The organism is Mycobacterium sp. IDUB_17 (assembly GCF_055419465.1).
The window spans coordinates 164,036-186,336 of sequence record NZ_JBVAXS010000007.1; the positions used below are offsets into that span (position 1 = coordinate 164,036).

Here is a 22,301-nt window from a genome sequence, read left to right on the forward strand (position 1 = left end):
AATTGCGGTGCGGCACTGCACGACCCGCCTCAGCTCGGCGGCCGGAACGGTTCGGCCAGCCGAGTCATCCCAGCCGCCCGGCCCTTGCCTGCGACCACCAGCGCCATCTTCCGGCTGGCCTCGTCGATCATCTCGTCGCCCAGCATCACCGCTCCCCTGGCCCCACCGGCGTGCGAGGTGTGCCATTCGTAGGCGTCGAGGATCAGCTCGGCATGGTCGTAATCGGCCTGGCGTGGGCTGAAGATCTCGTTGCCCGCCTCGATCTGGTCCGGATGCAGAACCCACTTGCCGTCGTAGCCCAGCGCGGCTGAACGGCCGGCCACCCGGCGGAACCCGTCGACGTCGCGCACCTTCACGTACGGCCCGTCGATCGCGTTGATACCGCGGTTGCGCGCGGCGATCAGGATGCGCATCAGCACGTGGTGGTGGGCGTCGCCGATGTCGTATCCGTCGGGCTGCCCACCGACCTCCAGGGTGCGCATGTTGAGGCTGGCCGCCATGTCCCCGGGGCCGAGCACCAGCGCCTGCACGCGTGGGGCCGCCGCGATGGCGTCGATGTTGGTCAGTCCCTGCGCGTTCTCGATCTGCGCCTCGATGCCGATCCGGCCGGGTTCCAGGCCGTGGGTGGCCTCCAGCTGGCTGAGCAGCAGATCGAGGGCCTGGACATGGGCCGCCTCGGTCACCTTCGGCAACACAATCAGGTCCAAGTCGGTGCCGGCGGCCGCAACCCCGGTGACCACCTCGATCACATCGGCGTAGGTCCACGGTGTGGTCCAGTCGTTGACCCGCACCCCGCGCAGCTGGCCGGCCCAGCCGTCGTCTGCCAGCGCCGCCGCCACCTGCGTACGGGCCGATTCCTTGGCCTCGGGAGCGACCGCATCCTCCAGGTCCAGGAACACCTCGTCAGCGGGCAGGCTTTTGGCCTTCTCGATCATCTTCAGGCTGCTTCCCGGAACCGAGAGGCACGTTCTACGGGGTCGATACGTGTTCTCCACGACAACACTCTCTACCCTTTGACTCATGGCGGCGGTGAACAGGGTCTACGCGGCCCGGCTAGCGGGGATGGTGGTGCTGGGTCCCGACGGGGAGTCTGTCGGCCGTGTCCGCGATGTGGTGATCAGTATCAGCATCGTCCGCCAGCAACCGCGGGTTCTCGGCCTGGTCGTCGAATTGCTCACCCGGCGAAGGATTTTCGTTCCTATCCTGAGGGTCACCGCGATCGAACCGGGTTCGGTGACACTGGCCACCGGCAGTGTGTCGCTGCGCCGCTTCGCCCAACGCCCCGGCGAGGTGCTGGTGTTGGGCCAGGTGCTGGAGACCCGGGTGCGGATCGACGATCCGGATCTGGAACAGCTGGCCGGAATCGACCTCGTGGTAGTCGATCTGGGCATCGAACAGACCCGGACCCGGGACTGGGTGGTGACCCGGGTGGCGGTGCGCCCACAGCGACGTCTGGGGCGGCGCAGCAACATCCACGTCGTCGAGTGGCAGAACGTGCACGGGCTGACCCCGTCGGGTCTCGCGATGCCCGACCAGGGCGTGGCCTCGCTGCTCGAGCAGTTCGAGGGTCAACGCCCGGTCGAGGTGGCCGAGGCGCTCCGCGAACTGCCGGTCAAGCGGCGCTACGAGTTGTACCGGGCCTTCGACGACGAGCGTCTGGCCGACGTGCTGCAGGAGCTGCCCGAGGACGAGCAGGCAGCGGTGCTGCGCCAGCTGAAAACCGAACGCGCGGCGGACGTCCTCGAAGCGATGGATCCCGACGATGCCGCCGACGTCCTCGGCTCCATGACCCCGGCCGACGCCGAGGCGCTGCTGCTGGAGATGGACCCCGAGGACTCCGAGGATGTGCGACGGCTGCTGGCCCACTCACCCGACACCGCGGGCGGTCTGATGACCAGCGAGCCCGTGGTCCTGGCGCCTGACAACACCGTCGCAGAGGCGCTGGCGCGGGCACGCGACCCGGACCTCACGCCCGCTCTGGCCTCGATGGCCTTCGTCACCCGGCCGCCGACCGCCACTCCGACGGGTCAGTACCTGGGCTGCGTCCACCTGCAGCGACTACTGCGAGAACCCCCTTCCGCCCTGGTGAGCGGCATCATCGACACCGACCTGCCGAGTCTGAGCCCGGACGATTCGCTCGCCGCGGTGACCCGCTACTTCGCCGCCTACAACCTGGTGTGCGGGCCGGTGCTCGACGAGGAGAACCACCTGCTGGGTGCGGTGTCGGTGGACGACGTGCTCGACCACATGCTGCCCGACGACTGGCGGGAACGCGATGAACCCGAGCTGCCGGTGGCGGGCTCATGAGCGAATCGACCGCGCGCCAGCGGCTGGACACGCCGCGCACGCGCCGCAGCTTCGGGTTGCGCGTCGACGTCGAAGCCGTCGGCCAGGTGGGAGAATCCGTCGCCCGGTTCCTCGGCACCGGCCGATATCTGGCGATCCAGACGATCTTCGTATTGATCTGGATCGCGCTGAACATCGGCGTCTTCGCGTTTCAGTGGGACCCCTACCCGTTCATCCTGCTCAACCTGGCCTTCTCGACCCAGGCCGCCTATGCCGCCCCGCTGATCCTGCTGGCCCAGAACCGGCAGGAGAACCGGGACCGGGTCTCGCTGGAGGAGGACCGGCGCCGGGCCGAGCGGACCAAGGCCGACACCGAGTACCTGGCCCGCGAGCTGGCGTCGCTCCGGCTGGCGGTGGGCGAGGTCGCGACGCGCGATTACCTGCGCCGCGAGTTGGAAGAACTGCGCGATCTGATCACCGAACTCACCTTGCCGGCCGATACCGAGCGCGCAGTCGCGAGCAAAGCCGACGGCGGCGAGCGCAGGTCCAAACGCAGTGGTTGATCTCGCTGTCAACGATTGTCGTAACAACAGAAACCAGGACTATGTATGGTGACTTGGTTCACAACATGGTATTTGGCCAAAGCTGACCTAAGGACGGGTAAGTGCGCGTAGGGGGAGGAGCGGTGATCGCCACCGCTCGGCGCCGGATGAGCCAGCTTGTGCGCTCACCTGCGCTCGGCGTAGCCGTCCTGGCCCCCATCGTGCTGGTCGCCGGCGCCGGATCGGCCGCCCCGGGTGCCGGCGTGTCCAACACCGCCGTCACCCCGCTGGCCTCTGTCGAACCCCAAATCGACCGCTCGGGTCCCGCGGTGGTCGCCGCGGCCAGGCCGCCGACGAACTTCCGCATCAAGGCGATGAACACGATTTCGGCTCCCCCGCCCGCGTTCGTCGTCAACAGCCCTGGCGCCCTTGGCATTCCAGGAACATCACTGAAGGCGTACCGCAATGCCGAACGGATGATGGCCGCGGCCTACCCCGGCTGCGGCATCAGCTGGAATCTGCTCGCCGGTATCGGGCGGATCGAATCCGGGCACGCCAACGGCGGCGCCACCGATGCCCGCGGCACTGCCGTCCGCCCGATCTACGGCCCGGCACTCGACGGCACCTTGCCCGGCAACGAGATCATCATCCAGAGCGCGCAGGCCGGACGGGTCTCGTACGTCCGGGCCATGGGGCCGATGCAGTTCCTGCCCGGAACCTGGGCCCGCTACGCCTCCGACGGCGACGGTGACGGCAAGGCCGACGTGCAGAACGTGTTCGACTCGGCGCTGGCCGCCGCCCGTTACCTGTGCAGCGGCGGGCTCAACCTGCGTGATCAATCCCAGGTCATGACGGCCATCCTCCGGTACAACAACTCGGTGGCCTACGCCCGCAACGTCCTGGGCTGGGCCGCGGCGTATGCCACGGGCGTGGTGCCGGTCGACCTGCCCGAGATCACCGGGTCCATTCCGCCGATCGGCGATTCCCATCTGGACCACGCGGAAGGCCTCGGCCCGGGACTGCCCGCGGATGCCACCGGGCTCCCCGCAGGCGATCCGCTGGCCTTGATTCCGCTGCTCAACCGCAATGAGACCGGTACCCAGAACGTTCCCGGTTTCGCCCCCGGGCAGGTGCTCGGCCCGTTGCCGGGTCCGGCGCAGGCCATCCCGTCGGAGACGCCGGCCGCCCCGCCGCCGTGGGTCCCGCCGTGGGAGCAACCGCGTCAGCCCGCGTGTGTGGTGTTCTGCCTGGGCGAGCAGGCTCCCCCGCCGCCACCCGCCCCAGGACCGCCGCAGGCGCCACCTGCGGCGCCCGCTCCGATCGGCCCCTTGGCCCCGCCGCCGGCCCCGGCTCCGGCTCCGGCTGGCCCGCCGATCGAGGCCGCGCCTTCGGCACCGGTACTCGGTCCGATGCCCGGACCGGCCCCCGGGCCCGCCCCGGGACCGGCCTGAGGCCGGGCTGAATCCTGGTGGCAGTGCCGTCGCCGTAGACTCGGCGGTGATGTCCGAATCTGCCACTGAGCTGCAATCCGCGGTTCGCGCCGCGCTGGCCAAGGTGATCGACCCCGAATTGCGGAAGCCGATCACCGAACTTGGCATGGTCAAGAACATCTCGATCGAGGCCGACCAGGGCGTGCACGTCGAGATCTACCTGACCACCGCGGCCTGCCCCAAGAAGAACGAGATCGCCGACCTGGTGAAGGCTGCCGTCACCGACGTTCCCGGCACCGGCGCCGTCAAGGTGAGCCTGGACGTGATGAACGACGAGCAGCGCGGCGAATTGCGCAAAATGCTGCGCGGCGATTCCCGCGAGCCGGTGATCCCGTTCGCCCAGCCCAACTCACTGACCCGGGTCTACGCGGTGGCCTCCGGGAAAGGTGGCGTCGGCAAGTCGAGCGTGACGGTCAACCTGGCCGCCGCGATGGCCGCCCGCGGGCTGTCCGTCGGCCTGCTGGATGCCGACATCTACGGCCATTCGGTGCCGCGCATGATGGGCACCGGCGACCGGCCCACGCAGGTCGACTCGATGATCCTGCCGCCGATCGCCCATGACGTGAAGGTCATCTCGATCGCGATGTTCACCCAGGGGAACACCCCTGTGGTGTGGCGCGGGCCGATGTTGCACCGGGCCCTGCAGCAGTTCCTGGCCGACGTGTACTGGGGCGATCTGGACGTGCTGCTGCTCGACCTGCCACCTGGCACCGGCGATATCGCCATCTCGGTGGCCCAGTTGATCCCGGGTGCCGAGATCCTGGTGGTGACCACTCCGCAGATGGCTGCCGCCGAGGTGGCCGAGCGGGCCGGTGCGATCGCCCTGCAGACGCGCCAGCGCATCGCGGGCGTGGTGGAGAACATGTCGGGCCTGCAGATGCCCGACGGCACGGTCATGCAACTGTTCGGTGAGGGCGGCGGCCGTCAGGTGGCCGACTCGCTGACCCGCTCGGTGGGCGCCGAGGTGCCGCTGCTGGGCCAGGTTCCGCTGGACCCGGCGCTCGTGGCGGCCGGTGATTCCGGTGTGCCGCTCGTGTTGTCGGCGCCCGAGTCAGCGGCAGGCGCCGAGCTGCGCAAGATCGCCGAGGGATTGTCGGCCCGCAAACGCGGCCTGGCCGGGATGTCGCTGGGTCTGGATACCACCCGCCGCTAGGTGGCGTCGGGGTCGAACGTCGTGCCGGCCGGCTTGTCTGCCGGCGTGGCGGGCGGTTCGGCCGCGGGCTGCCCGTTGAGCGCATCCGCCGGCCGGTCGCCCGGCACCGACGGCTGGTCCGTCTTGCGGTCATCGAAGGCACCGGTCAGGAACGAGTCGTCACCATCGAGCAGATGCTTGGTGATCGCGGCCCGCGGGGTCATGCCGCGCAGCTTCTGCAGATCGGCAAGGGGCTGCCGGAGATCGTCGAACTCCGGGCCGAGGTCCTCGCGCAACTGGCTGGTGGCACCGCTGACGTAGTCACGTGCCTGACGCAGGGCATTCGATGTCCATCGGATTGCACCGGGCAGGCGCTCGGGCCCCAGGATCACCAAACCGGCGATCACCAGGACCAACATCTCTCCCCACCCGATGTTCGCAAACATTGCTACTGCGCTTTTTGATCGTCGCCGATCGGCGTGACCATGAACGTCATCGGCCGACCGTCGCGGAGCACCTCGATCGGGGCTTCCTGCCCGATCTTGAGCTGACGTACCGCGACCACCATCTCATCGGCGTCGGCGACCTTGCGGTCCCCGACCTTGACCACGACGTCGTTCTCCAGGATGCCGGCCTTGTCGGCCGGGCCACCGGCGTTGACGTTGCGGACCTGAGCACCCGAGGCCACGCTGTTGCTCACCGTGACGGCGCTGAGCAGCAACGTCGGATGCGCGACCTTGCCGTCCTTGATCAGGTTCTCGACAACCTGCTTGACCTCGTTGACCGGGATCGCGAAGCCGAGGCCACTGGCGCTGTCCGACAACGACTTTCCGGCCGTGTTGATCCCGATCACCTCGGAGGACATGTTGATCAGCGGGCCACCGGAGTTGCCGTGGTTGATCGAGGCGTCGGTCTGGAGCCCGTCGATCACGGTGTCGGTGTCGGAACCTTCACCCGAGAGCGGCACCGGCCGGTGCAGCGCGCTGATGATGCCGTGGGTGACCGTGCTGCGCAGCCCCAGCGGGGCGCCGGCCGCGATGACTTCCTCGCCGACGCGCACCTTCTCGGAATCACCCATCCGCGCCACGACGAGGTTGTCGACGTTGTCGACCTTGAGCACCGCCAGGTCGGTCTTGGGGTCACGGCCGACCAGGTTGGCCGGTACTTCCTTGCCGTCGTTGAACACGACGGTGATCTGGTAGTCAGCCGGCTTGCTCGCGGCATCGGAGATCACGTGGTTGTTGGTGACGATGTAGCCCTTGCCGTCGACGACGACGCCGGAGCCCTGTGAGCCCTCGGTCTTGCTCTTGGCCTCGATGGTCACCACCGAGTCCTCGACCGCCGCGGCGACCGTGGCGAACCGGCCGGCGTCCGGCGACGGGAGGTCACCGGTCTCCAGCGTCACCTTGGAGGTGGTGAACGCCTGCACGGTGCCTGCCGTCTTCTGCCCGACCCAGCCGCCGATGAAGGCGATCAATCCGGCGACGATGAACAGGATGAACAGCGACGGCCACGACACCCGGCCGCCGAACAGCACCTCGCGGGCGCCCAGCTTGCCGATCGGGGCCGCCACGATCACGGGTGCGGCCGGGGCCTGTGCGGGTACGCCCAGCGCCGGCATGGCGCCCGGATCGCGCCAGGGATCGTCGAAATCGTCGTCACCGGCGTACTTCTCGGCCTCCAGCGCGCCGGCGTCGGTGGGGTGGCGCTGCAGTGAGTCACCGGCACCCCCGGGACGTCCGAACGCCTCGGCCAGCACCGGATCCGGAGGTTGGTCCTTGGGGGCGTACTCGCCCTGGTCCTGGTACTTGTCCGCACCGAGGAACGAGCCATCGACGCCGGTGGGACGGCCGAACGTCCGCTGCGACAACTGGTCGACGGGAGGCCGCTCGACAGGGCGCGGTTCCAGACGGCCGCTCTCGTCGGACTGGTCCTGGTTGGTCACCGGTGTATCACTCTCTGTTGGAGCGCCCGCCCCAGCCAGATAGGCCGACGCCGGTCACTGATCGCCTTGTGTCCAGCCTACCGGCGCTTACGCCGACTCTGCGTCGGGTCATCAGCAAAGGGAGGCTGTTCATCGACCTCGGCCGAAGGCTGCGGGCTGTGGTGCGGTATCTGCGACAACAGTCCCAACAGGGAATTCGGAATGGCTATCGGACAGGAGTCCCGCAATGCGGCCCGGGCCTGGCCCTGGGCATCGACCTCGGCCGCGCAATCCGGGCACAGGGACAAGTGGTGTGCGGCCCGAAGGTGAGCGCTCATCCGCAGCTCACCATCGACGAAGGCCGCGATGGCCTCGGTCGAGAGGTGCTCGGTGGAACCGAACTGGCGAGGCGCGCCGACCGGCGCATCGCTCTGGGAAGCGAACTGCGCGGGCAGCCAGGAGAATGCCCGACGGAACACATGTCCCGGGTCGACCATCGCCCAGCTCCTCTCGCCACGACCAAATGTCCTGACCCGAATGTAGCGCGACCGGGCGCGCTGGACACCAACCACCGCTAGGCGGATTTGGCGGTTTCCGGCGAGTTCTTCGCCAGATAATCGCGCAACGCCTGACGACCGCGGTGAATGCGGCTGCGCACGGTTCCGAGCTTCACGCCCAGCGTGGCACCGATTTCCTCGTAGGACAGACCCTCGATGTCGCACAGGACCACCGCGGCGCGGAACTCCGGCGCCAGTGAGTCCAGGGCGGCCTGAAGGTCGGCCCCCAGCCGCGAGTCGTGGTAGATCTGCTCGGGGTTCGGGTCGTCGGCGGGCACCCGGTCGTAGTCCTCGGGCAGCGCTTCCATCCGGATGCGGCCACGGCGACGGACCATGTCCAGGAACAGGTTGGTGGTGATGCGGTGCAACCACCCCTCGAAGGTTCCCGGCTGGTAGTTCTGCACCGAGCGGAACACCCGGATGAAGGTTTCCTGGGTCAGGTCCTCGGCATCGTGCTGGTTACCCGAGAGCCGGTAGGCCAGTCGGTACACCCGGTCCGCGTGTTGACGCACCAGCTCGTCCCATGACGGCATGGCGGCCTGGTCGCCGGTGGCGTCGAAAACCGCGGTACCGGTCAATTCATCGGACGGCTCGACCCACTCGCCCGCGGTGAACTGCTCCAGATGTGCCATTGACACCGGGGCGTGTTGGGTGGCGGGGTTCGAGGTAACAGCGGTGGTGCTCGTCGGATCCTCCTGATCACAGATTTCACTCAGCTCAACACGACTGATCACTTCGTTATTCCGATTGCTGTCCTGGTTGTGCTGGGCAGTGCGCCAGCGGGCGCCGTGTTCCATGCGGATACCGTTCCTGATCCCGGTGTGGCGGATATATGAGCAATCTGAACTTTCCCTGAGAATGCCGACGATACGTCCGGTCACCTGCCCGAACCAGCGAATATCCGTCGGTGATAACCGCCACGCACGGGCGTGTCGCGACGGCGCCCCCGGGGTCTGGCCTACGCTGCGGGCATGGTCAGCTCCAACCCCGGTCACGCCGAGGCGATCGTCACGCATGCCGAACGGTCGATCTCCGAAGACGAGATCGTCGCGGCTGCGCGTGAGCGGGCCGAAGAACTCGGCGCAGGCGCCGTAACCCCGGCGGTGGGAGCCCTGCTGAGCGTGCTCGCGCGGCTCACCGGGGGCAAGGCGGTCGTCGAAGTCGGCACCGGCGCCGGCGTCAGCGGGTTGTGGCTGTTGTCCGGCATGAGCGACGACGGCGTGCTGACCACGATCGACGTCGAACCCGAGCATCAGCGCATCGCCAAGCAGGGGTTCCACGAGGCCGGTGTCGGCCCCGGGCGGACCCGCCTGATCAGCGGGCGCGCCCAGGAGGTGCTGACCCGCCTGGCCGACGAGTCCTACGACCTGGTGTTCATCGATGCCGAGCCGATCGACCAGCCGCAGTTCGTGACCGAGGGGGTGCGCCTCCTACGTTCCGGCGGCGCGATCGTGCTGCACCGGGCCGCGCTCGGCGGCCGGGCCGGCGACGCCTCGGCCAATGATGCCGAGGTCAGCGCCGTGCGCGAAGCGGCCCGGCTGATCGCCGAGGACGAACGACTCACCCCGGTGCTGATCCCGTTGGGCGACGGCCTGCTGGCCGCCGCTCGAGACTGACTTTCCTCGCTTCCCTCCCGGCCTCACCCCTCGCTTTGGGGTGAGGCCGGATTTTTCTTTACAGATTCCTGACGCGGCATCCCCTTGACCGCGAACTGAACGCATGTTTAGCGTATTAAACATGCGTTCAGTCGATGATCGAACAGCGATGGCCCGGATCCGTGACGCCGCGATCGAGCAGTACGGGCAGCGCGGATTCAGCGTGGGGCTGCGCACCATCGCCGAGGCCGCCGGCGTCAGCGCCGCCCTGGTGATCCACCACTTCGGCTCCAAGGAAGGGCTACGCAAGGCGTGCGACGCCTACGTGGCAGAGGTGGTGCGCGAGGCCAAGACCGAATCCCTGCAGAGCAGCGACCCCGCGACCTGGCTGGCCCAGATGTCCGAGATCGAGTCCTATGCGCCGCTGATGGCCTACCTGGTCCGCAGCATGCAGTCCGGCAGTGACCTGGCGACTACGTTCTGGCGCACCATGGTTGCCAACGCCGAGGAATACCTGGAAGAGGGCGTGCGCACCGGAGTGCTCAAACCCAGCCGCGACCCGCGGGCCCGGGCGCGGTTCATGGCGATCTGCAGTGGCGGCGGGTTTCTGCTGTACCTCCAGATGCATGACGACCCAACGGATCTGCGCCGGGTGCTGCGCGACTACGGCGAAGACATGATGCTGCCCGCCCTTGAGCTCTACACCGAGGGCCTGATGACCGACTCGACCATGTACGAGGCGTTCCTGCACCAACGCGAACAAGGCATCCCGTTCAGCTCAGAGTCCGAAACCAAGACCGACACCAAGGAGCCAGCGTGAACAACTCCGTCGAAATCCGCGGATTGTCAAAGTCTTTCGGGCACACCAAGGCCCTCGATGGACTGAACCTGACGGTCTCCCCCGGCGACGTCACCGGCTTCCTCGGGCCCAACGGCGCGGGCAAGTCCACCACGATCAGGGTGCTGCTCGGTCTGCTGCGCGCCGACGGGGGTTCCGTGCGACTGCTCGGCGGCGACCCATGGCGCGACGCGGTCGCCCTACACCGCCGAATCGCCTACGTCCCCGGCGATGTCACGTTGTGGCCCAACCTGACCGGCATGCAGGCCATCGACTTCCTGTGCCGGCTGCGCGGCAACGGCGTGGACACCCGGCGCCGCGACGACCTGATCGAACGGTTCGAGCTGGACCCGCACAAGAAGGCCCGCACCTACTCCAAGGGCAACCGGCAGAAGGTCGCCATCGTCGCGGCGTTCAGCTGCCATTCCGAGCTCTACATTCTCGACGAGCCGACATCAGGACTGGACCCGTTGATGGAAAGGGCATTTCAGCAATGTGTGGCCGAGGTCGCCGGCCAGGGCGCCGCGGTCCTGCTGTCCAGCCACATCCTGGCCGAAGTGGAAAAGCTCTGCGACAACGTGACGATCATCCGGTCCGGGCGCACGGTGCGTTCCGGCTCCCTCGCCGAACTGCGGCACCTGATGCGCACCAAGGTCACGGCGCGCACCCGCTCCGATGGCCGCGCACTGCAGAACACCCCGTACGTGCATGACTTCACGAGCCGCGATGGCACAGTGAGCTTCTCGGTGAACCGGGCCGAACTGGAGTTCGTCCTGGAGCACCTGGCCGACCTCGGAATCGAAGATCTCAACGTCGCACCGGCATCCCTGGAGGACATGTTCCTGCGCGAGTACCAGGAGGCGAGCCGGTGACCACCGCGAGCGCTCCGGTCAGGCCCACCGGTCCGGTCCGCAGTACCACATCGCCGTTCACCGGTACCGCGACACTGTTGCGGCTGGCGCTACGCCGGGACCGGGTACGGCTCAGCGTGTGGGCCGGCGCGCTGACCCTGATGATGGTCTACGCGCCCAACGCTATTCGGTTGGCCTACCCCGGTGAGGAACAGCGGCTGGCCCGGGTGAACCTGCTCAAGACACCTGCCGGGACGATGCTGGGCGGCCCGATGTTCGGCGTCAACGAGACCGACCTCGGCGTGATGATGGCCAACGAGCTGACTCTCACATTGACCATCGCGACCTCGATCCTGGCCATTCTCACCGTGATTCGCCACACCCGGGCCGAGGAGGAGAACGGCAGCGCCGAACTGGTGCTCTCCTCGGTGGTTGGTCGGTACGCCCGGACCGCGGCCGCACTGATCCTGGTCGGTGGGCTCAACGCCGTGCTGGCACTCACCATGACCCTGGCGATGGCATCCACCGGTTTCGCGGTGATCGACACCGCCGCCATGTGTCTGGGCATCACCGGGGTAGCCATGGTGTTCGGCGCGGTCGCCGCCGTGACCGCCCAATTCTGGCGCCAGGCCCGCACCGCGTCGGGCGCAGCGATGGGGACGCTCGCGGTGGCCGCGCTGGTACGCGGGGCCGGGGACGTCATCAACAACTCCGGCAGCGCCCTGAGCTGGTTCTCCCCCATCGCGTGGGCACAGCAGATGCGTCCGTTCACCGATCTGCGCTGGTGGCCGTTCGGGCTGTTGGCCATCCTGGCCGTCGGGCTGATGACCTTGGCCGCGGTGTTGGAGAGTCGTCGTCAATACGACGCGGGCACCATCGCATCGACGGGAGAGAAGCCCGACGCGCCCACGATCACCGGCCCGCTGCGACTGCACCTCACGCTGCAACGGGGCCAGACGATCGGTTGGGCCGTGGGACTGTTCGTGGCCGGGCTGGTGTTCGGCTCGATGACCAAGGCGCTGCTCGATGCCGCCAAGACCAACGAGTTGATCGCCCGGTTGCTGTCCACGACGGGCAACGACGGCATCTACACCACCATGACCCAGTTCCTGGCCGCGGCGGCCAGCGCGTACGTCGCCTCGGTGGTGCTGCGGGTGTACGCCGACGAGCAGAACGGGCTGGGCGAGCCGGTGCTGGCCGGTTCGGTGTCGCGGTGGCGGTGGCTGCTGGGTGCGGTGTGGTGTGCACTGGCGGGGGCGGCGATCCTGATGTTCTGCGCCGGCCTGGGCAACGGCCTGGGCGCCGGACTGACGCTGGGCGAGCCGGGCACGATCATCCGCCTCACCCTGGCCGCGCTGGCCTTTCTGCCCGCGCTGGCCGTGGTGGCCTCGATCGCGGCGCTGGCCGTGGCATTGCGCGCGCCCTGGATCGCCTGGCTGGCAGTCACGTTCGTGATCACCGCGCTGTATCTCGGGGCGCTGCTGCGGCTGCCGCGATGGCTGATCGAGCTGTCCCCGGTGGGGCAGACCACCGTGCCGAGCCAGTTCCCCGCCATGGCACTGGCAGTGATGCTCATCGCCGCAACGGCTTTGGCGGCCGTCGCGGGCTGGATCTATCGCAACCGTGACGCGGTGTGAACCCGATAGGAGACAACTGATGAAACTCGTGCTTCAGGCAATCGCATCGGGAGTGCTCGGTCTGGCATTCTTCGCCGCGACGCTGTTCTGGCCGGCCGGCACGTTCCACTATTGGCAGGCCTGGGTTTTCATCGCCGTGTTCATGGCCACCACCGTGGTACCGAGCATGTACCTCGCGGTCAAGGACCCCGCGGCCCTGCAGCGGCGCCTACACGGCGGGCCGACAGCGGAGACCAGGATCGTGCAGAAGATCGTCATCTGGGCCGTCACGGGCTCGGCCGTCGCAGCGTTCGTCCTCAGCGCCCTCGACCACCGGTTCGGCTGGTCCAGCGTGCCGACCGCGGTGGTCGTCCTCGGCAACGCCCTGGTCGCGGTCGGCCTCGTCCTGGCGCAGACAGTGGTCTTCCAGAACAGCTTCGCCGGCGCCAGCATCCAGGTGGAGGACGAACAACAGCTTGTCTCTACGGGTCTCTACGGACTGGTCCGTCACCCGATGTACTTCGGCGCGGTGTTGATGATGTTCGGCACCCCGCTGGCGCTGGGGTCCTACTGGGCGTTGCTCGTGTCCATCGTCTCGATACCGGTTTTCGGAGTACGGATCGCCGACGAGGAGAAGATGCTGCGCGCCGAACTCGACGGCTACGACGAGTACACCCAGAAGGTCCCCTACCGGCTGTTGCCCTACGTCTGGTGAGGAGGGTGAGGTGAAAATCGGTCTATTGACCGCCGTGTCGGCCGTCATCGGACTGGTCGTATTCGGTGCGCTGGTGTTCGGCCCGGCCGGAACGTTCCATTACTGGCAGGGGTGGGCATTCATCGTGGTGTTCGCCTTGACCACCCTCGTTCCGAGCAGATACCTGTCGGTGCACAATCCGGACGCACTGCGACGACGAATGCGGGCCGGACCGGCCGCCGAGACCAGACCGGTGCAGAAGATCGCCAGCGCACTGGCATTCACGTTCCTTGCGGCGATGATCATCGTGAGCGTCTTGGACCACCGGTTCGGCTGGTCGGTGGTGCCCGCCTGGGTGTCGGTGGTGGGAAACGCGTTGGTGGCCACCGGACTCGGGATCGCGATGTTGGTGGTGAGCCAGAACAGCTACGCGGCCGCCAACGTCATCGTGGAGTCCGGTCAAACCGTGGTGACCACCGGCCTGTACCGGTTCGTCCGCCATCCCATGTACGCCGGAAACGTCGTCATGATGGCCGGCATCCCGCTTGCCCTCGGTTCGTACTGGGGGCTGCTGTTCATGCTCCCGGGCATGGCGGTACTCGCCATGCGCATCGTCGACGAGGAGAAGCTGCTGCGCGCCGAGCTCGACGGCTACGACGCGTACGCCCGGAAGGTCCGCGACCGGCTTCTGCCCTACGTCTGGTGAGCCACGACGCGGGTGGCGGCTTCGACGGCGGCCGCCCGGCGCGAGGTCAGGACGGCCGGATCATCGGTGGCCGCGTCGGGATGCGGTAGGTGGGCCCACGCCAGGCCGATCCCGAACAACATCGCGATCAGATCGGCCGGGTTCCAGGCCGGGTCGACGTGGCCGCCGGCCTGGGCCGCCTCGATGGCGGCCACCGCCTGCGCGTGCACGGGTGCGCCGTCGGCCTGGGGCTCATCGAGGGTGAAACCCTCCAGCTGGGCCCAGGTGATCATGCGCAGATGCTCGGGCCGACGGCAGGCCAGGTCGTAGATGTCCCCGACGAATTCGGGGACATCGTCCGCACGCAGGGTGACCGATCGGAAGAACTCGGCCCCGTCGGCGGCGAACACCTCGCGGAACAGGGCCTCCTTGTCACCGAAGTGTGCGTAGAGGCGTTCCTTGCTGGCGTGTGCGGTACGGGCGATCCGGTCGATCCTCGCCCCGGCCAGTCCGTACCGGGCGAACTCGGCGCGCGCCGCCGCCAGGATCTCACCACGCAGTTCCGTCGTGCTTCTCACCGCAGAATCATAACCAGACGAACTAGTTCGTTCGGTATCGTGGTGCCAACAGGTCCGAACGCATCGGCGAATCCCCCGACCGGACGGCACCAGCCCTACTCGAATCAACACAGCCCGAGGAGCCGCGGCGATGTCCGTCACCAAGATCGACGAGATCATGAATCAACCCAGCCACGTCCAGACCCTGCGCCGCGCGGTCGAGACCGTCGCCGACGGCGTCGACCCGCTGGTCAATCTCTACCGGCCCTATGTGGACGGCTTGGAGAATCTGCCCCGCGACGGACGATTTCTGTTGGTGGGCAACCACACCCAGTTCGGTACCGAGACCCTGTTGATCCCGTACGTGGTGCGCCGCGAGATCGGGATACGGGTACGGCCACTCACCGACCGCCGGTTCGGTGACATGCCCCGGCCTGTCTCCGACCTCATGGCGGCGTGCGGGGCCGTCGTCGGATCACCCGAGGGCGCCGGCGAACTGATGCAACACGACGAGCCGGTCATGGTGTTTCCCGGCGGTGGCCGCGAGATCGGCAAGTTCAAGGGCGAGCAATACAAACTGCGCTGGGAGGGCCGCGCGGGATTCGCGCGCGTCGCCGTCGAACACGGCTATCCCATCGTCCCCGTGGCGCTCGTCGGCGGCGACGACGTCTACGTGGGAGTGACGACCCGTGACCATTGGCTGGGCCGGCTCAGCCGGACCGTCGGCGAGAAGCTGACCGGTCAGCGCGATATGGCCATACCGCTGGTCCGCGGCCTCGGCCCCACTCTGATCCCGCGGCCGCAGCGCATGTATCTGCGCTTCGCCGAGCCGATCGGCACCGCGAAACCGGCACGGGTGGCGAACGACAACTGGGTGGCCACCGTCAAGCAGCGCACCCAGGAATCGCTGGAGCAGAGCCTGGACGAACTGCTGACCCTCCGGGCTGAGGATCCCTACCGCGAACTGAACCCGCTGGCTTGGCGCAACGCGACCCAGAGCGGATAACGGCGAACCGCCCGGCACCAGTGCGAGTTAGCCGCATACTGCAGTGATGGAACTGTTGACCGGCTTCGGCCTGGCGACTGCGGCGGGGCTCAATGCCTACATCCCGTTGCTGGCGCTGGGTCTGCTGTCACGCTTCACCCATCTGGTGTCACTGCCGTCGGGATGGTCCTGGCTGGAGAACGGCTGGGTGATGGCGATCGTCGCGGTGCTGCTGATCGTCGAAGTGGTCGCCGACAAGATCCCCGCGCTCGACTCCGTCAACGACACCATCCAGACCTTCGTCCGCCCGACCGCGGGCGGCATCGTGTTCGGATCGGGCACCGCGTCCCAGACCGCCGCCGTGGCCGACCCGGGCGCATTCGCCCATTCCGGCCAGTGGATTCCGGTGGCGATCGGCGCCGTCACCGCTCTGGTCGTGTCGTTGACCAAGTCGACGGTGCGACCAGCCGCCAACGTCGCCACCGCCGGGGTCGCCGCACCCGTGCTGTCCACCGTCGAAGACGTCACGAGCGTCGGTCTGGTCTTCGTGGCGATCCTGCTACCGATCCTGGTGCTCGTGGCGCTGCTGGTGTTGATCTGGGGCGCCTTCCGGCTCTGGCGGTGGCGAAAGCGACGGGGCGAGGCCAAGATCGGCGTGAACGCCCGCAGCAATGCGGCACCCCGACCGGCCGCGGTCGACCCCTGGGAATGAACCCGGACTGACGTCCAGACGGGTCAGATCCACACACCCTTGCCGACGGCGACCACACCGCCCGCGCTGATCGCGAACCGTTCCCGGTCCTTGTCGAGGTCCACGCCGACCATCTCGCCCGGACCCACCACCACGTTCTTGTCGAGGATCGCGTGGCGCACCACCGCGCCGCGGCCGATCCGCACCCCGGGCATCAACACACTGCCCTCCACGATGGCGCCGTCATCGATCACCACGTTGGAGGACAACACCGAGTTGCGCACCGAGGCAGCCGAAATGATGCTTCCGGCACCGACCACCGACTCTTGTGCCGAACCGCCGTTGACGAACTTGGCCGGCGCCAGGTTCTCCGATTCACCGCGGATCGGCCAGCGCTTGTTGTAGAGGTTGAACACCGGGTGCACCGACACCAGGTCCATGTGCGCGTCGTAGAACGCGTCCAGCGTTCCGACGTCGCGCCAGTAACCGTGATCGCGTTCGGTGGCCCCTGGCACCTCGTTGTTGTTGAAGTCGTAGACCGCCGCCATCCCGTCGGACACCAGCCGCGGAATGATGTCGCCACCCATGTCGTGGTCGGAGTGGTCGTCGTCGGCGTCGGCGCGGATCGCGTCGATGAGCACCTTGGTGGTGAAGATGTAGTTGCCCATCGACACAAAGGTCTGTTCGGGATCGTCGGGCGTGCCCGGCGGATCCGCGGGCTTCTCCACGAAGTCCCTGATGCGCCCCGAGTCGTCGGCGTCGATGCAGCCGAACGCACTGGCCTCCGCGCGCGGCACCCGGATCCCGGCGACGGTTGCGCCGGCTCCGCTGTCGATGTGGAACCGCAGCATCTGCTCGGGATCCATGCGGTACACGTGGTCGGCACCGAAGATGATGATGTAGTCCGGGTCTTCGTCGTAGATCAGGTTGAGCGACTGGTAGATCGCATCCGCCGATCCGGTGTACCAGCGCGGGCCGAGCCGCTGCTGGGCCGGCACCGGGGTGATGTACTCACCGGCCAGGCCCGACAGGCGCCAGTTCTGGCTGATGTGACGGTCCAGTGAATGCGACTTGTATTGCGTCAGAACGCAGATCCGTAGATATCGGGCGTTCACCAGATTGGACAACACGAAGTCGATCAGCCGGTAGGCGCCGCCGAAGGGAACTGCCGGCTTCGCGCGATCGGCCGTCAGCGGATACAGCCGTTTGCCCTCTCCCCCGGCCAGAACGATGCCCAGCACATGTGGCAACTCCCTCATGCGTCCAAACCTATCCGCCAACCAGCACCGCGGCCAGCCAATGGCAACAGAAGTGTGCGGCGTGTAGCTGGACCCACGGCGACCTACTACCGTCTCGGATATGCGGGTGGCCATGATGACTCGGGAATATCCACCCGAGGTGTACGGCGGTGCCGGTGTGCACGTGACCGAACTTGTCGCGCAGTTGCGTCAGCTCTGCGACGTCGACGTCCATTGTATGGGAGCCCCGCGGGACGGGGCTTTCGTGGCGCAGCCCGATCCTGCGCTGCGCGGGGCCAACGCGGCGCTGTCGACACTGTCGGCGGACCTCAACATGGTCAACTCCGCGGCGGCGGCCACGGTGGTGCACTCGCACACCTGGTATGCCGGAATGGCCGGGCACCTGACCGGTCTGCTCTACGGCATCCCCCATGTGCTGACCGCGCATTCACTGGAGCCTCTGCGCCCGTGGAAGGCCGAACAGCTCGGCGGGGGCTACCGGGTGTCCTCGTGGGTGGAGCGCACCGCGGTCGAGGCGGCCGACGCGGTGATCGCCGTGAGCTCCGGTATGCGCGACGACGTGCTGCGCACGTACCCGGCGCTCGATCCCAACCGGGTCCATGTGGTGCGCAACGGGATCGACACCGACGTCTGGTACCCGACTTCGCCGGCCGACCAGGACTCGGTGCTCGCCGAGCTCGGGGTGGACATGAGCCGCCCGATCGTGGCGTTCGTCGGGCGCATCACCCGCCAGAAGGGCGTGGCCCACCTGGTGGCCGCGGCCCACCGGTTCAGCCCCGAGGTGCAGCTGGTGTTGTGTGCCGGCGCCCCCGACACCCCTGAGATCGCGGCGGAGGTGTCCTCGGCGGTGGCCGAACTCGCCCGGGCCCGCACCGGCGTGTTCTGGGTGCGCGAAATGCTGCCGATCAACAAGATCCGCGAAATACTCTCCGCTGCAACAGTTTTCGTGTGCCCATCGGTGTACGAGCCATTGGGTATCGTGAATTTGGAAGCGATGGCTTGCTCGACGCCGGTGGTCGCCTCCGACGTCGGCGGTATCCCCGAGGTCGTCGCCGACCGGCAGACCGGGCTTCTCGTGCACTACGACGCGACTGACCCACGCTTCTTCGAGATGCGGCTGGCCGACGCGGTCAACTCACTGGTGGCCGAGCCGGAAACCGCCAGGAAGTACGGCGAGGCAGGACGCCAGCGCTGCATCGCAGAATTCTCCTGGGCGCACATCGCTGAGCAGACCCTGGAGATATACCGCAAGGTGTCCGCCTGAGCGGACACCTTGCGAGGTCGATCAGCTGGTGACGGCCTTGAGTTCGTCACCCAGCGCAGCGGCCTCGTCTGGAGTCAGTTCGACAACGAGGCGCCCACCGCCTTCCAGCGGTACTCGCATCACGATCCCTCGCCCCTCTTTGGTTGCTTCCAGTGGACCGTCACCAGTCCGGGGCTTCATCGCCGCCATCGAGTGCTCCCTCCAACTTCGCCGACCCGCGTCAGCGGGCCAGGTTGGGGCCGAAGCCGCCCACTCGTTGGCGACACCCGGCGTTGAAATGCTACTGAACTACCCCTATTGTTCCTTATCCGCGGCGATGGTTGTGCAAAGACCCGTCGGATACCGACCGAAGGCATGTTTTACCGGTCACAATTACTGTGCCGGGACCCAGCAGGCCGCGATGTGGTCATCGACCATCCCGGTGGCCTGCATCAACGCATATGCCGTGGTGGGGCCGACGAATTTGAAGCCCCGGCGCTTGAGTTCCTTGGCCATGGCTGTCGATTCCGTGGTCACCGCAGGCACTTGGGCCAGGTCAGCGGGCCGCGGCCGGGCCGGTGGGGCGAATGACCACAGCAGCTCACCCAAATCGACGTCGAGCTCGGTGACTGCCCTGGCATTGGCGATGGTCGCGAGGATCTTGGCCCGGTTGCGCACGATGCCGGTGTCGGCCATCAACCGCTCGACGTCGTCGTCGGTGTACTTCGCGACCGTGGCCGCGTCGAACCCGTCGAATGCGGCGCGGAAGTTCTCCCGCTTCCGCAGGATGGTCAGCCAGCTCAGCCCGCTCTGGAAGGCCTCCAGGCTGATCCGCTCGAACAGCGCGCCGGAATCCCGCAGCGGCCGGCCCCACTCGGTGTCGTGATAGTCGCGGTACAGAGTGTCGCCCGCGGCGGCACTACTGGATTGGACCACCCAACCGCACCGGATCCGGCCGTCGTCGGCGGTGCCGACAATCCGGCCATCGTCGGTCATGGCTCCTCCGGGGTGCGGACCTCGCCTGCGGTGGCCGACACCTCGGCGTCGGCGGTGCCGACAGTCAGGTCATCGTCGGCGGTGCCGACAGTCAGGTCAGCGTCGTCATCGAAGTCGGCGGGCACACCGTAGGCCGCGCGAACTGCCGCCAGTTCCCCACGGACCGCATCGAGTTCGCGGCCCAGCCGATCCAGCACCCAGTCCACCTCGCTGGTCTTGTATCCGCGTACGACCTGGGCGAACTTGATGGCATCCACATCGGCACCGGTGACGCCCGAGGCAGGCAGGACCGTGGCGGTCGTCCCCCGCGGAAGCGGCGGCAACGTCTCACCCCGGCCGAAGATGACGCTGCCCAGACCGAACAGCACCGTGGCCACCAGAACCAGCACCACCAGGTACAGCAGTATCAGTGTCACGTCCTCGATACTGCCTCACGCATACGACACCTAGCGCGGGCGCAGGGTCACCATGGGCGGGCGGTCGGCCAGCGACACCGACGACACCCGCGGGGTGAAGTCGTCCCCGTCGGCGTAGAACTGCGTCAGCCCCACCCCCGAATCGGCGATCCCGCAGCGCGACAGCAGGGTCGCGATGACCTGCCGGCTCATCGATGCCAGCTCGGTCAGCGGCCGGTTGCGATGCACCCGTACGCCCAGGTTCACCTGCGCGATGGCGTCCAGGCCGAGCTGGTCGTAGGTGTCGACCAGCAGGCCGATCTCCACGCCGTAGCCGGGCGCGAACGGCACCGAGGTCAGCAGCTCACGGGTACCCGCGTATTCGCCGCCCAGCGGCTGGAACACGCAGTTCAGCTCGGGGCGCAGCGAGGCCAGCAGCGGGCGCGCCACCAGTTCGGTGACCCGGCCGCCGCCGTTGGCGTCCTCGGCGCCGCTGACCTTGAGCGGCCGCCGGTAGAACCCCTTGACCAGATGCACACCGTCGGTGGTCAGCAGCGGGCCCAGCAGCTTGGGAACGAACATCGGATCGGGGTCGATCAGGTCGGAGTCGACGAAGGCGATGATGTCGCCCGTGGTGGCGGCCAGCGACCGCCACAGCACCTCGCCCTTGCCCGGCTGCGGCTCAACCTCGGGTAGCGCGACCTCACGGCTGATCACCCGGGCCCCCGCGGCGACCGCACGGATCTCGGTGTCGTCGGTGGAACCCGAATCGAGCACGATCAACTCGTCGACCAGCCCGCCCAGCAGCGGGGTGATGGTCCCGACGACGGAGGCGACGGTTTCTTCCTCGTTGAGGGCGGGCAGCACCACCGAGACCGTGCGGCCGGCCTTGGCGGCCTCCAGTTCGGAGATGGTCCAGCTCGGCCGGTTCCAGCTGTGGTCGGTCAGCCAGCGGTGGCCCACCACTCCATCGGTGACATCCAGTTCAGGCAGTGCAGTCATGCCAGTCCCCTCACTGTTCGTGCGGGTGCCCGCACTCCCTGGATCGACGCGACCATCTCCAGCACGCGCCGCGTGGGTCCGACCTCGTGTACCCGGAACATCGCGGCACCATCTGCGGCGGCCAGCGCCGTCGCGGCCAGGGTGCCCTCCAGGCGTTCGGTCAGATCCACACCCAGAGTCTCCCCGACAAAATCCTTGTTGCTCAGCGCCATCAGGACTGGCCATCCGGTCTTAACAAGATCTTTTACGTGGCGCAACAAACTAAGACCGTGATGAGTGTTTTTACCGAAATCATGGGTTGGGTCGATCAGGATCCGGTCTCGCGGCACACCCGTTGCTACCGCCCGTTCGGCCGCGGCGGTCACCTCGGCGATGACGTCGTCGACGACACCGCGTTCGGTGATCCCGTAGTTCACCCGGAACGGCCGGGTGCGCGGCACGGCGCCGCCGGTGTGTGAGCACACCAGCCCGGCGCCGAATTCGGCGGCCACCTCGGGCAGCCCGGGATCCGCGCCCGCCCAGGTGTCGTTGATCAGGTCGGCTCCGGCCGCACAGGCCTGTTTGGCCACCGCGGCGCGCCAGGTGTCGACGCTGATCAGCTGGTCGGGATAGGTGGTGCGCAGCCATTCGATGAACGGCACGACGCGGGCGATCTCCTCCTCGGCGTCGACCATGCTGCCCGGGCCGGCCTTGACCCCGCCCACGTCGATCACATCGGCGCCCTCGTCGATCACCCGCTGCGCTGCGGCCTTGGCCGCGTCGTCGGTGAAGGTGGCCCCGCGGTCATAGAACGAGTCCGGCGTCCGGTTGACGATCGCCATGATCAGCGCACGGTCACCCGCGACCGGGCGCCCGCAGAACAGGCCATTGCACGTCGACAACACGCCTCCATAGTGCCTGGTGCGGCATGCACGGCAGCATTGGCGCCAGATTCCGCGCCGTTTTCTACCTGTTGGTCGTCGC

Annotated in this window: 25 protein-coding genes; 13 read left to right on the forward strand and 12 right to left on the reverse strand. The window is 67.7% G+C overall.

Going from position 1 to position 22,301, the window contains the following annotated elements:
- Window positions 1-29 precede the first annotated feature (29 nt).
- Complete coding sequence (locus tag ACZYZ7_RS26555) at window positions 30-995, reverse strand: HpcH/HpaI aldolase/citrate lyase family protein (RefSeq protein WP_135457259.1); 966 nt, start codon at window positions 993-995, stop codon at window positions 30-32.
- Between the two features lie 25 nt (window positions 996-1,020).
- Between ACZYZ7_RS26555 and ACZYZ7_RS26560 the strand changes: the two genes are divergently transcribed.
- From ACZYZ7_RS26560 to ACZYZ7_RS26575, 4 genes are all read left to right on the forward strand, one after another.
- Window positions 1,021-2,307, forward strand: coding sequence for a magnesium transporter MgtE N-terminal domain-containing protein (locus ACZYZ7_RS26560; protein ID WP_450069866.1), 1,287 nt, complete (start codon window positions 1,021-1,023; stop codon window positions 2,305-2,307).
- Window positions 2,304-2,849 (forward strand): DUF1003 domain-containing protein, encoded by a 546-nt coding sequence (locus ACZYZ7_RS26565; RefSeq protein ID WP_135457263.1) that lies wholly within the window; start codon window positions 2,304-2,306, stop codon window positions 2,847-2,849. Before ACZYZ7_RS26560 ends, ACZYZ7_RS26565 begins: the two co-directional genes overlap by 4 nt.
- Window positions 2,850-2,950: 101 nt before the next feature.
- Window positions 2,951-4,279, forward strand: coding sequence for a lytic transglycosylase domain-containing protein (locus ACZYZ7_RS26570; protein WP_463742184.1), 1,329 nt, complete (start codon window positions 2,951-2,953; stop codon window positions 4,277-4,279).
- Window positions 4,280-4,328: 49 nt separating this feature from the next.
- Window positions 4,329-5,471, forward strand: a complete 1,143-nt coding sequence (locus ACZYZ7_RS26575) for an Mrp/NBP35 family ATP-binding protein (protein WP_167857941.1) — start codon at window positions 4,329-4,331, stop codon at window positions 5,469-5,471.
- Here the strand turns inward: ACZYZ7_RS26575 and tatB are convergent.
- The 4 genes from tatB to sigE all read right to left on the reverse strand — a co-directional run bounded on the left by tatB (window position 5,468) and on the right by sigE (window position 8,728).
- Complete coding sequence (gene tatB / locus ACZYZ7_RS26580) at window positions 5,468-5,896, reverse strand: Sec-independent protein translocase protein TatB (protein WP_135457267.1); 429 nt, start codon at window positions 5,894-5,896, stop codon at window positions 5,468-5,470. The genes ACZYZ7_RS26575 and tatB overlap by 4 nt on opposite strands.
- A 2-nt stretch (window positions 5,897-5,898) precedes the next feature.
- Window positions 5,899-7,395, reverse strand: a complete 1,497-nt coding sequence (gene htrA / locus ACZYZ7_RS26585) for a serine protease HtrA (RefSeq protein ID WP_135457269.1) — start codon at window positions 7,393-7,395, stop codon at window positions 5,899-5,901.
- A gap of 77 nt (window positions 7,396-7,472) precedes the next feature.
- Window positions 7,473-7,871 (reverse strand): anti-sigma E factor RseA, encoded by a 399-nt coding sequence (gene rseA, locus ACZYZ7_RS26590; protein ID WP_064932063.1) that lies wholly within the window; start codon window positions 7,869-7,871, stop codon window positions 7,473-7,475.
- 77 nt (window positions 7,872-7,948) lie between these two features.
- Complete coding sequence (sigE, locus tag ACZYZ7_RS26595) at window positions 7,949-8,728, reverse strand: RNA polymerase sigma factor SigE (protein WP_353653690.1); 780 nt, start codon at window positions 8,726-8,728, stop codon at window positions 7,949-7,951.
- A gap of 174 nt (window positions 8,729-8,902) precedes the next feature.
- Here sigE and ACZYZ7_RS26600 point away from each other — a divergent pair, with 174 nt between their 5' ends.
- From ACZYZ7_RS26600 to ACZYZ7_RS26625, 6 genes are all read left to right on the forward strand, one after another.
- Complete coding sequence (locus ACZYZ7_RS26600) at window positions 8,903-9,547, forward strand: O-methyltransferase (RefSeq protein WP_064932061.1); 645 nt, start codon at window positions 8,903-8,905, stop codon at window positions 9,545-9,547.
- Between the two features lie 121 nt (window positions 9,548-9,668).
- Window positions 9,669-10,346 (forward strand): TetR/AcrR family transcriptional regulator, encoded by a 678-nt coding sequence (locus ACZYZ7_RS26605; protein ID WP_064932060.1) that lies wholly within the window; start codon window positions 9,669-9,671, stop codon window positions 10,344-10,346.
- On the forward strand, window positions 10,343-11,236 hold the full coding sequence (locus tag ACZYZ7_RS26610; RefSeq protein ID WP_463742185.1) for an ABC transporter ATP-binding protein: 894 nt from the start codon (window positions 10,343-10,345) through the stop codon (window positions 11,234-11,236). The genes ACZYZ7_RS26605 and ACZYZ7_RS26610 overlap by 4 nt, the downstream gene beginning before the upstream one ends.
- Entirely contained in the window at window positions 11,233-12,852 is a 1,620-nt protein-coding gene (locus ACZYZ7_RS26615) for an ABC transporter permease (protein WP_450069868.1), read from the forward strand. The genes ACZYZ7_RS26610 and ACZYZ7_RS26615 overlap by 4 nt, the downstream gene beginning before the upstream one ends.
- A 19-nt stretch (window positions 12,853-12,871) precedes the next feature.
- A complete protein-coding gene (locus ACZYZ7_RS26620) occupies window positions 12,872-13,546 on the forward strand; it encodes a methyltransferase family protein (RefSeq protein ID WP_135457281.1) in 675 nt (224 codons plus the stop codon).
- 10 nt (window positions 13,547-13,556) lie between these two features.
- The gene (locus ACZYZ7_RS26625; RefSeq protein WP_135457283.1) at window positions 13,557-14,231 is read left to right on the forward strand and encodes a methyltransferase family protein; all 675 of its coding nucleotides are present in this window, start codon (window positions 13,557-13,559) and stop codon (window positions 14,229-14,231) included.
- Here ACZYZ7_RS26625 and ACZYZ7_RS26630 read toward each other — a convergent pair.
- Entirely contained in the window at window positions 14,219-14,788 is a 570-nt protein-coding gene (locus ACZYZ7_RS26630; protein WP_450069869.1) for a TetR/AcrR family transcriptional regulator, read from the reverse strand. The genes ACZYZ7_RS26625 and ACZYZ7_RS26630 overlap by 13 nt on opposite strands.
- Window positions 14,789-14,918: 130 nt before the next feature.
- On the opposite strand from ACZYZ7_RS26630, the gene ACZYZ7_RS26635 reads away from it, so the two are divergent.
- Complete coding sequence (locus ACZYZ7_RS26635) at window positions 14,919-15,773, forward strand: lysophospholipid acyltransferase family protein (RefSeq protein WP_135457287.1); 855 nt, start codon at window positions 14,919-14,921, stop codon at window positions 15,771-15,773.
- Window positions 15,774-15,819: 46 nt separating this feature from the next.
- On the forward strand, window positions 15,820-16,464 hold the full coding sequence (locus ACZYZ7_RS26640) for a DUF4126 domain-containing protein (protein WP_450069870.1): 645 nt from the start codon (window positions 15,820-15,822) through the stop codon (window positions 16,462-16,464).
- 23 nt (window positions 16,465-16,487) lie between these two features.
- On the opposite strand, the gene glgC is transcribed toward ACZYZ7_RS26640, so the two are convergent.
- Window positions 16,488-17,702: a glucose-1-phosphate adenylyltransferase gene (gene glgC, locus ACZYZ7_RS26645; protein ID WP_066898792.1), complete on the reverse strand. Its 1,215-nt coding sequence runs from the start codon at window positions 17,700-17,702 to the stop codon at window positions 16,488-16,490.
- 100 nt (window positions 17,703-17,802) lie between these two features.
- Here glgC and glgA point away from each other — a divergent pair, with 100 nt between their 5' ends.
- Entirely contained in the window at window positions 17,803-18,966 is a 1,164-nt protein-coding gene (glgA, locus tag ACZYZ7_RS26650; protein WP_450069871.1) for a glycogen synthase, read from the forward strand.
- Window positions 18,967-18,987: 21 nt separating this feature from the next.
- Here the strand turns inward: glgA and ACZYZ7_RS26655 are convergent, their stop codons facing one another.
- The 5 genes from ACZYZ7_RS26655 to folP form a co-directional block, all read right to left on the reverse strand.
- Window positions 18,988-19,155: a DUF3117 domain-containing protein gene (locus ACZYZ7_RS26655; protein ID WP_003885506.1), complete on the reverse strand. Its 168-nt coding sequence runs from the start codon at window positions 19,153-19,155 to the stop codon at window positions 18,988-18,990.
- Window positions 19,156-19,338: 183 nt separating this feature from the next.
- Window positions 19,339-19,941, reverse strand: a complete 603-nt coding sequence (locus ACZYZ7_RS26660; protein ID WP_450069872.1) for a DNA-3-methyladenine glycosylase I — start codon at window positions 19,939-19,941, stop codon at window positions 19,339-19,341.
- A complete protein-coding gene (locus ACZYZ7_RS26665; protein ID WP_450069873.1) occupies window positions 19,938-20,357 on the reverse strand; it encodes a DivIVA domain-containing protein in 420 nt (139 codons plus the stop codon). Before ACZYZ7_RS26665 ends, ACZYZ7_RS26660 begins: the two co-directional genes overlap by 4 nt.
- 30 nt (window positions 20,358-20,387) lie before the next feature.
- Complete coding sequence (locus ACZYZ7_RS26670; protein WP_450069874.1) at window positions 20,388-21,338, reverse strand: glucosyl-3-phosphoglycerate synthase; 951 nt, start codon at window positions 21,336-21,338, stop codon at window positions 20,388-20,390.
- Window positions 21,335-22,159 carry a dihydropteroate synthase gene (folP, locus tag ACZYZ7_RS26675; protein ID WP_135460211.1) on the reverse strand — a complete coding sequence of 275 codons (825 nt, stop codon included), beginning with the start codon at window positions 22,157-22,159 and terminating at the stop codon, window positions 21,335-21,337. Before folP ends, ACZYZ7_RS26670 begins: the two co-directional genes overlap by 4 nt.
- Window positions 22,160-22,301: the final 142 nt, after the last annotated feature.

What these genes read in the sequence shown, in the direction of transcription:
- ACZYZ7_RS26560 (WP_450069866.1), top strand. Translation starts at nt 1,021, where the DNA reads ATGGCGGCGGTGAACAGGGTCTACGCGGCCCGGCTAGCGGGGATGGTG.
- ACZYZ7_RS26565 (WP_135457263.1), top strand. Translation starts at nt 2,304, where the DNA reads ATGAGCGAATCGACCGCGCGCCAGCGGCTGGACACGCCGCGCACGCGC.
- ACZYZ7_RS26575 (WP_167857941.1), top strand. Translation starts at nt 4,329, where the DNA reads ATGTCCGAATCTGCCACTGAGCTGCAATCCGCGGTTCGCGCCGCGCTG.
- tatB (WP_135457267.1), bottom strand. Translation starts at nt 5,896, where the DNA reads ATGTTTGCGAACATCGGGTGGGGAGAGATGTTGGTCCTGGTGATCGCC.
- rseA (WP_064932063.1), bottom strand. Translation starts at nt 7,871, where the DNA reads ATGGTCGACCCGGGACATGTGTTCCGTCGGGCATTCTCCTGGCTGCCC.
- sigE (WP_353653690.1), bottom strand. Translation starts at nt 8,728, where the DNA reads ATGGAACACGGCGCCCGCTGGCGCACTGCCCAGCACAACCAGGACAGC.
- ACZYZ7_RS26600 (WP_064932061.1), top strand. Translation starts at nt 8,903, where the DNA reads ATGGTCAGCTCCAACCCCGGTCACGCCGAGGCGATCGTCACGCATGCC.
- ACZYZ7_RS26605 (WP_064932060.1), top strand. Translation starts at nt 9,669, where the DNA reads ATGCGTTCAGTCGATGATCGAACAGCGATGGCCCGGATCCGTGACGCC.
- ACZYZ7_RS26620 (WP_135457281.1), top strand. Translation starts at nt 12,872, where the DNA reads ATGAAACTCGTGCTTCAGGCAATCGCATCGGGAGTGCTCGGTCTGGCA.
- ACZYZ7_RS26635 (WP_135457287.1), top strand. Translation starts at nt 14,919, where the DNA reads ATGTCCGTCACCAAGATCGACGAGATCATGAATCAACCCAGCCACGTC.
- ACZYZ7_RS26640 (WP_450069870.1), top strand. Translation starts at nt 15,820, where the DNA reads ATGGAACTGTTGACCGGCTTCGGCCTGGCGACTGCGGCGGGGCTCAAT.
- glgC (WP_066898792.1), bottom strand. Translation starts at nt 17,702, where the DNA reads ATGAGGGAGTTGCCACATGTGCTGGGCATCGTTCTGGCCGGGGGAGAG.
- glgA (WP_450069871.1), top strand. Translation starts at nt 17,803, where the DNA reads ATGCGGGTGGCCATGATGACTCGGGAATATCCACCCGAGGTGTACGGC.
- ACZYZ7_RS26655 (WP_003885506.1), bottom strand. Translation starts at nt 19,155, where the DNA reads ATGGCGGCGATGAAGCCCCGGACTGGTGACGGTCCACTGGAAGCAACC.
- ACZYZ7_RS26660 (WP_450069872.1), bottom strand. Translation starts at nt 19,941, where the DNA reads ATGACCGACGATGGCCGGATTGTCGGCACCGCCGACGACGGCCGGATC.
- ACZYZ7_RS26670 (WP_450069874.1), bottom strand. Translation starts at nt 21,338, where the DNA reads ATGACTGCACTGCCTGAACTGGATGTCACCGATGGAGTGGTGGGCCAC.
- folP (WP_135460211.1), bottom strand. Translation starts at nt 22,159, where the DNA reads ATGGCGATCGTCAACCGGACGCCGGACTCGTTCTATGACCGCGGGGCC.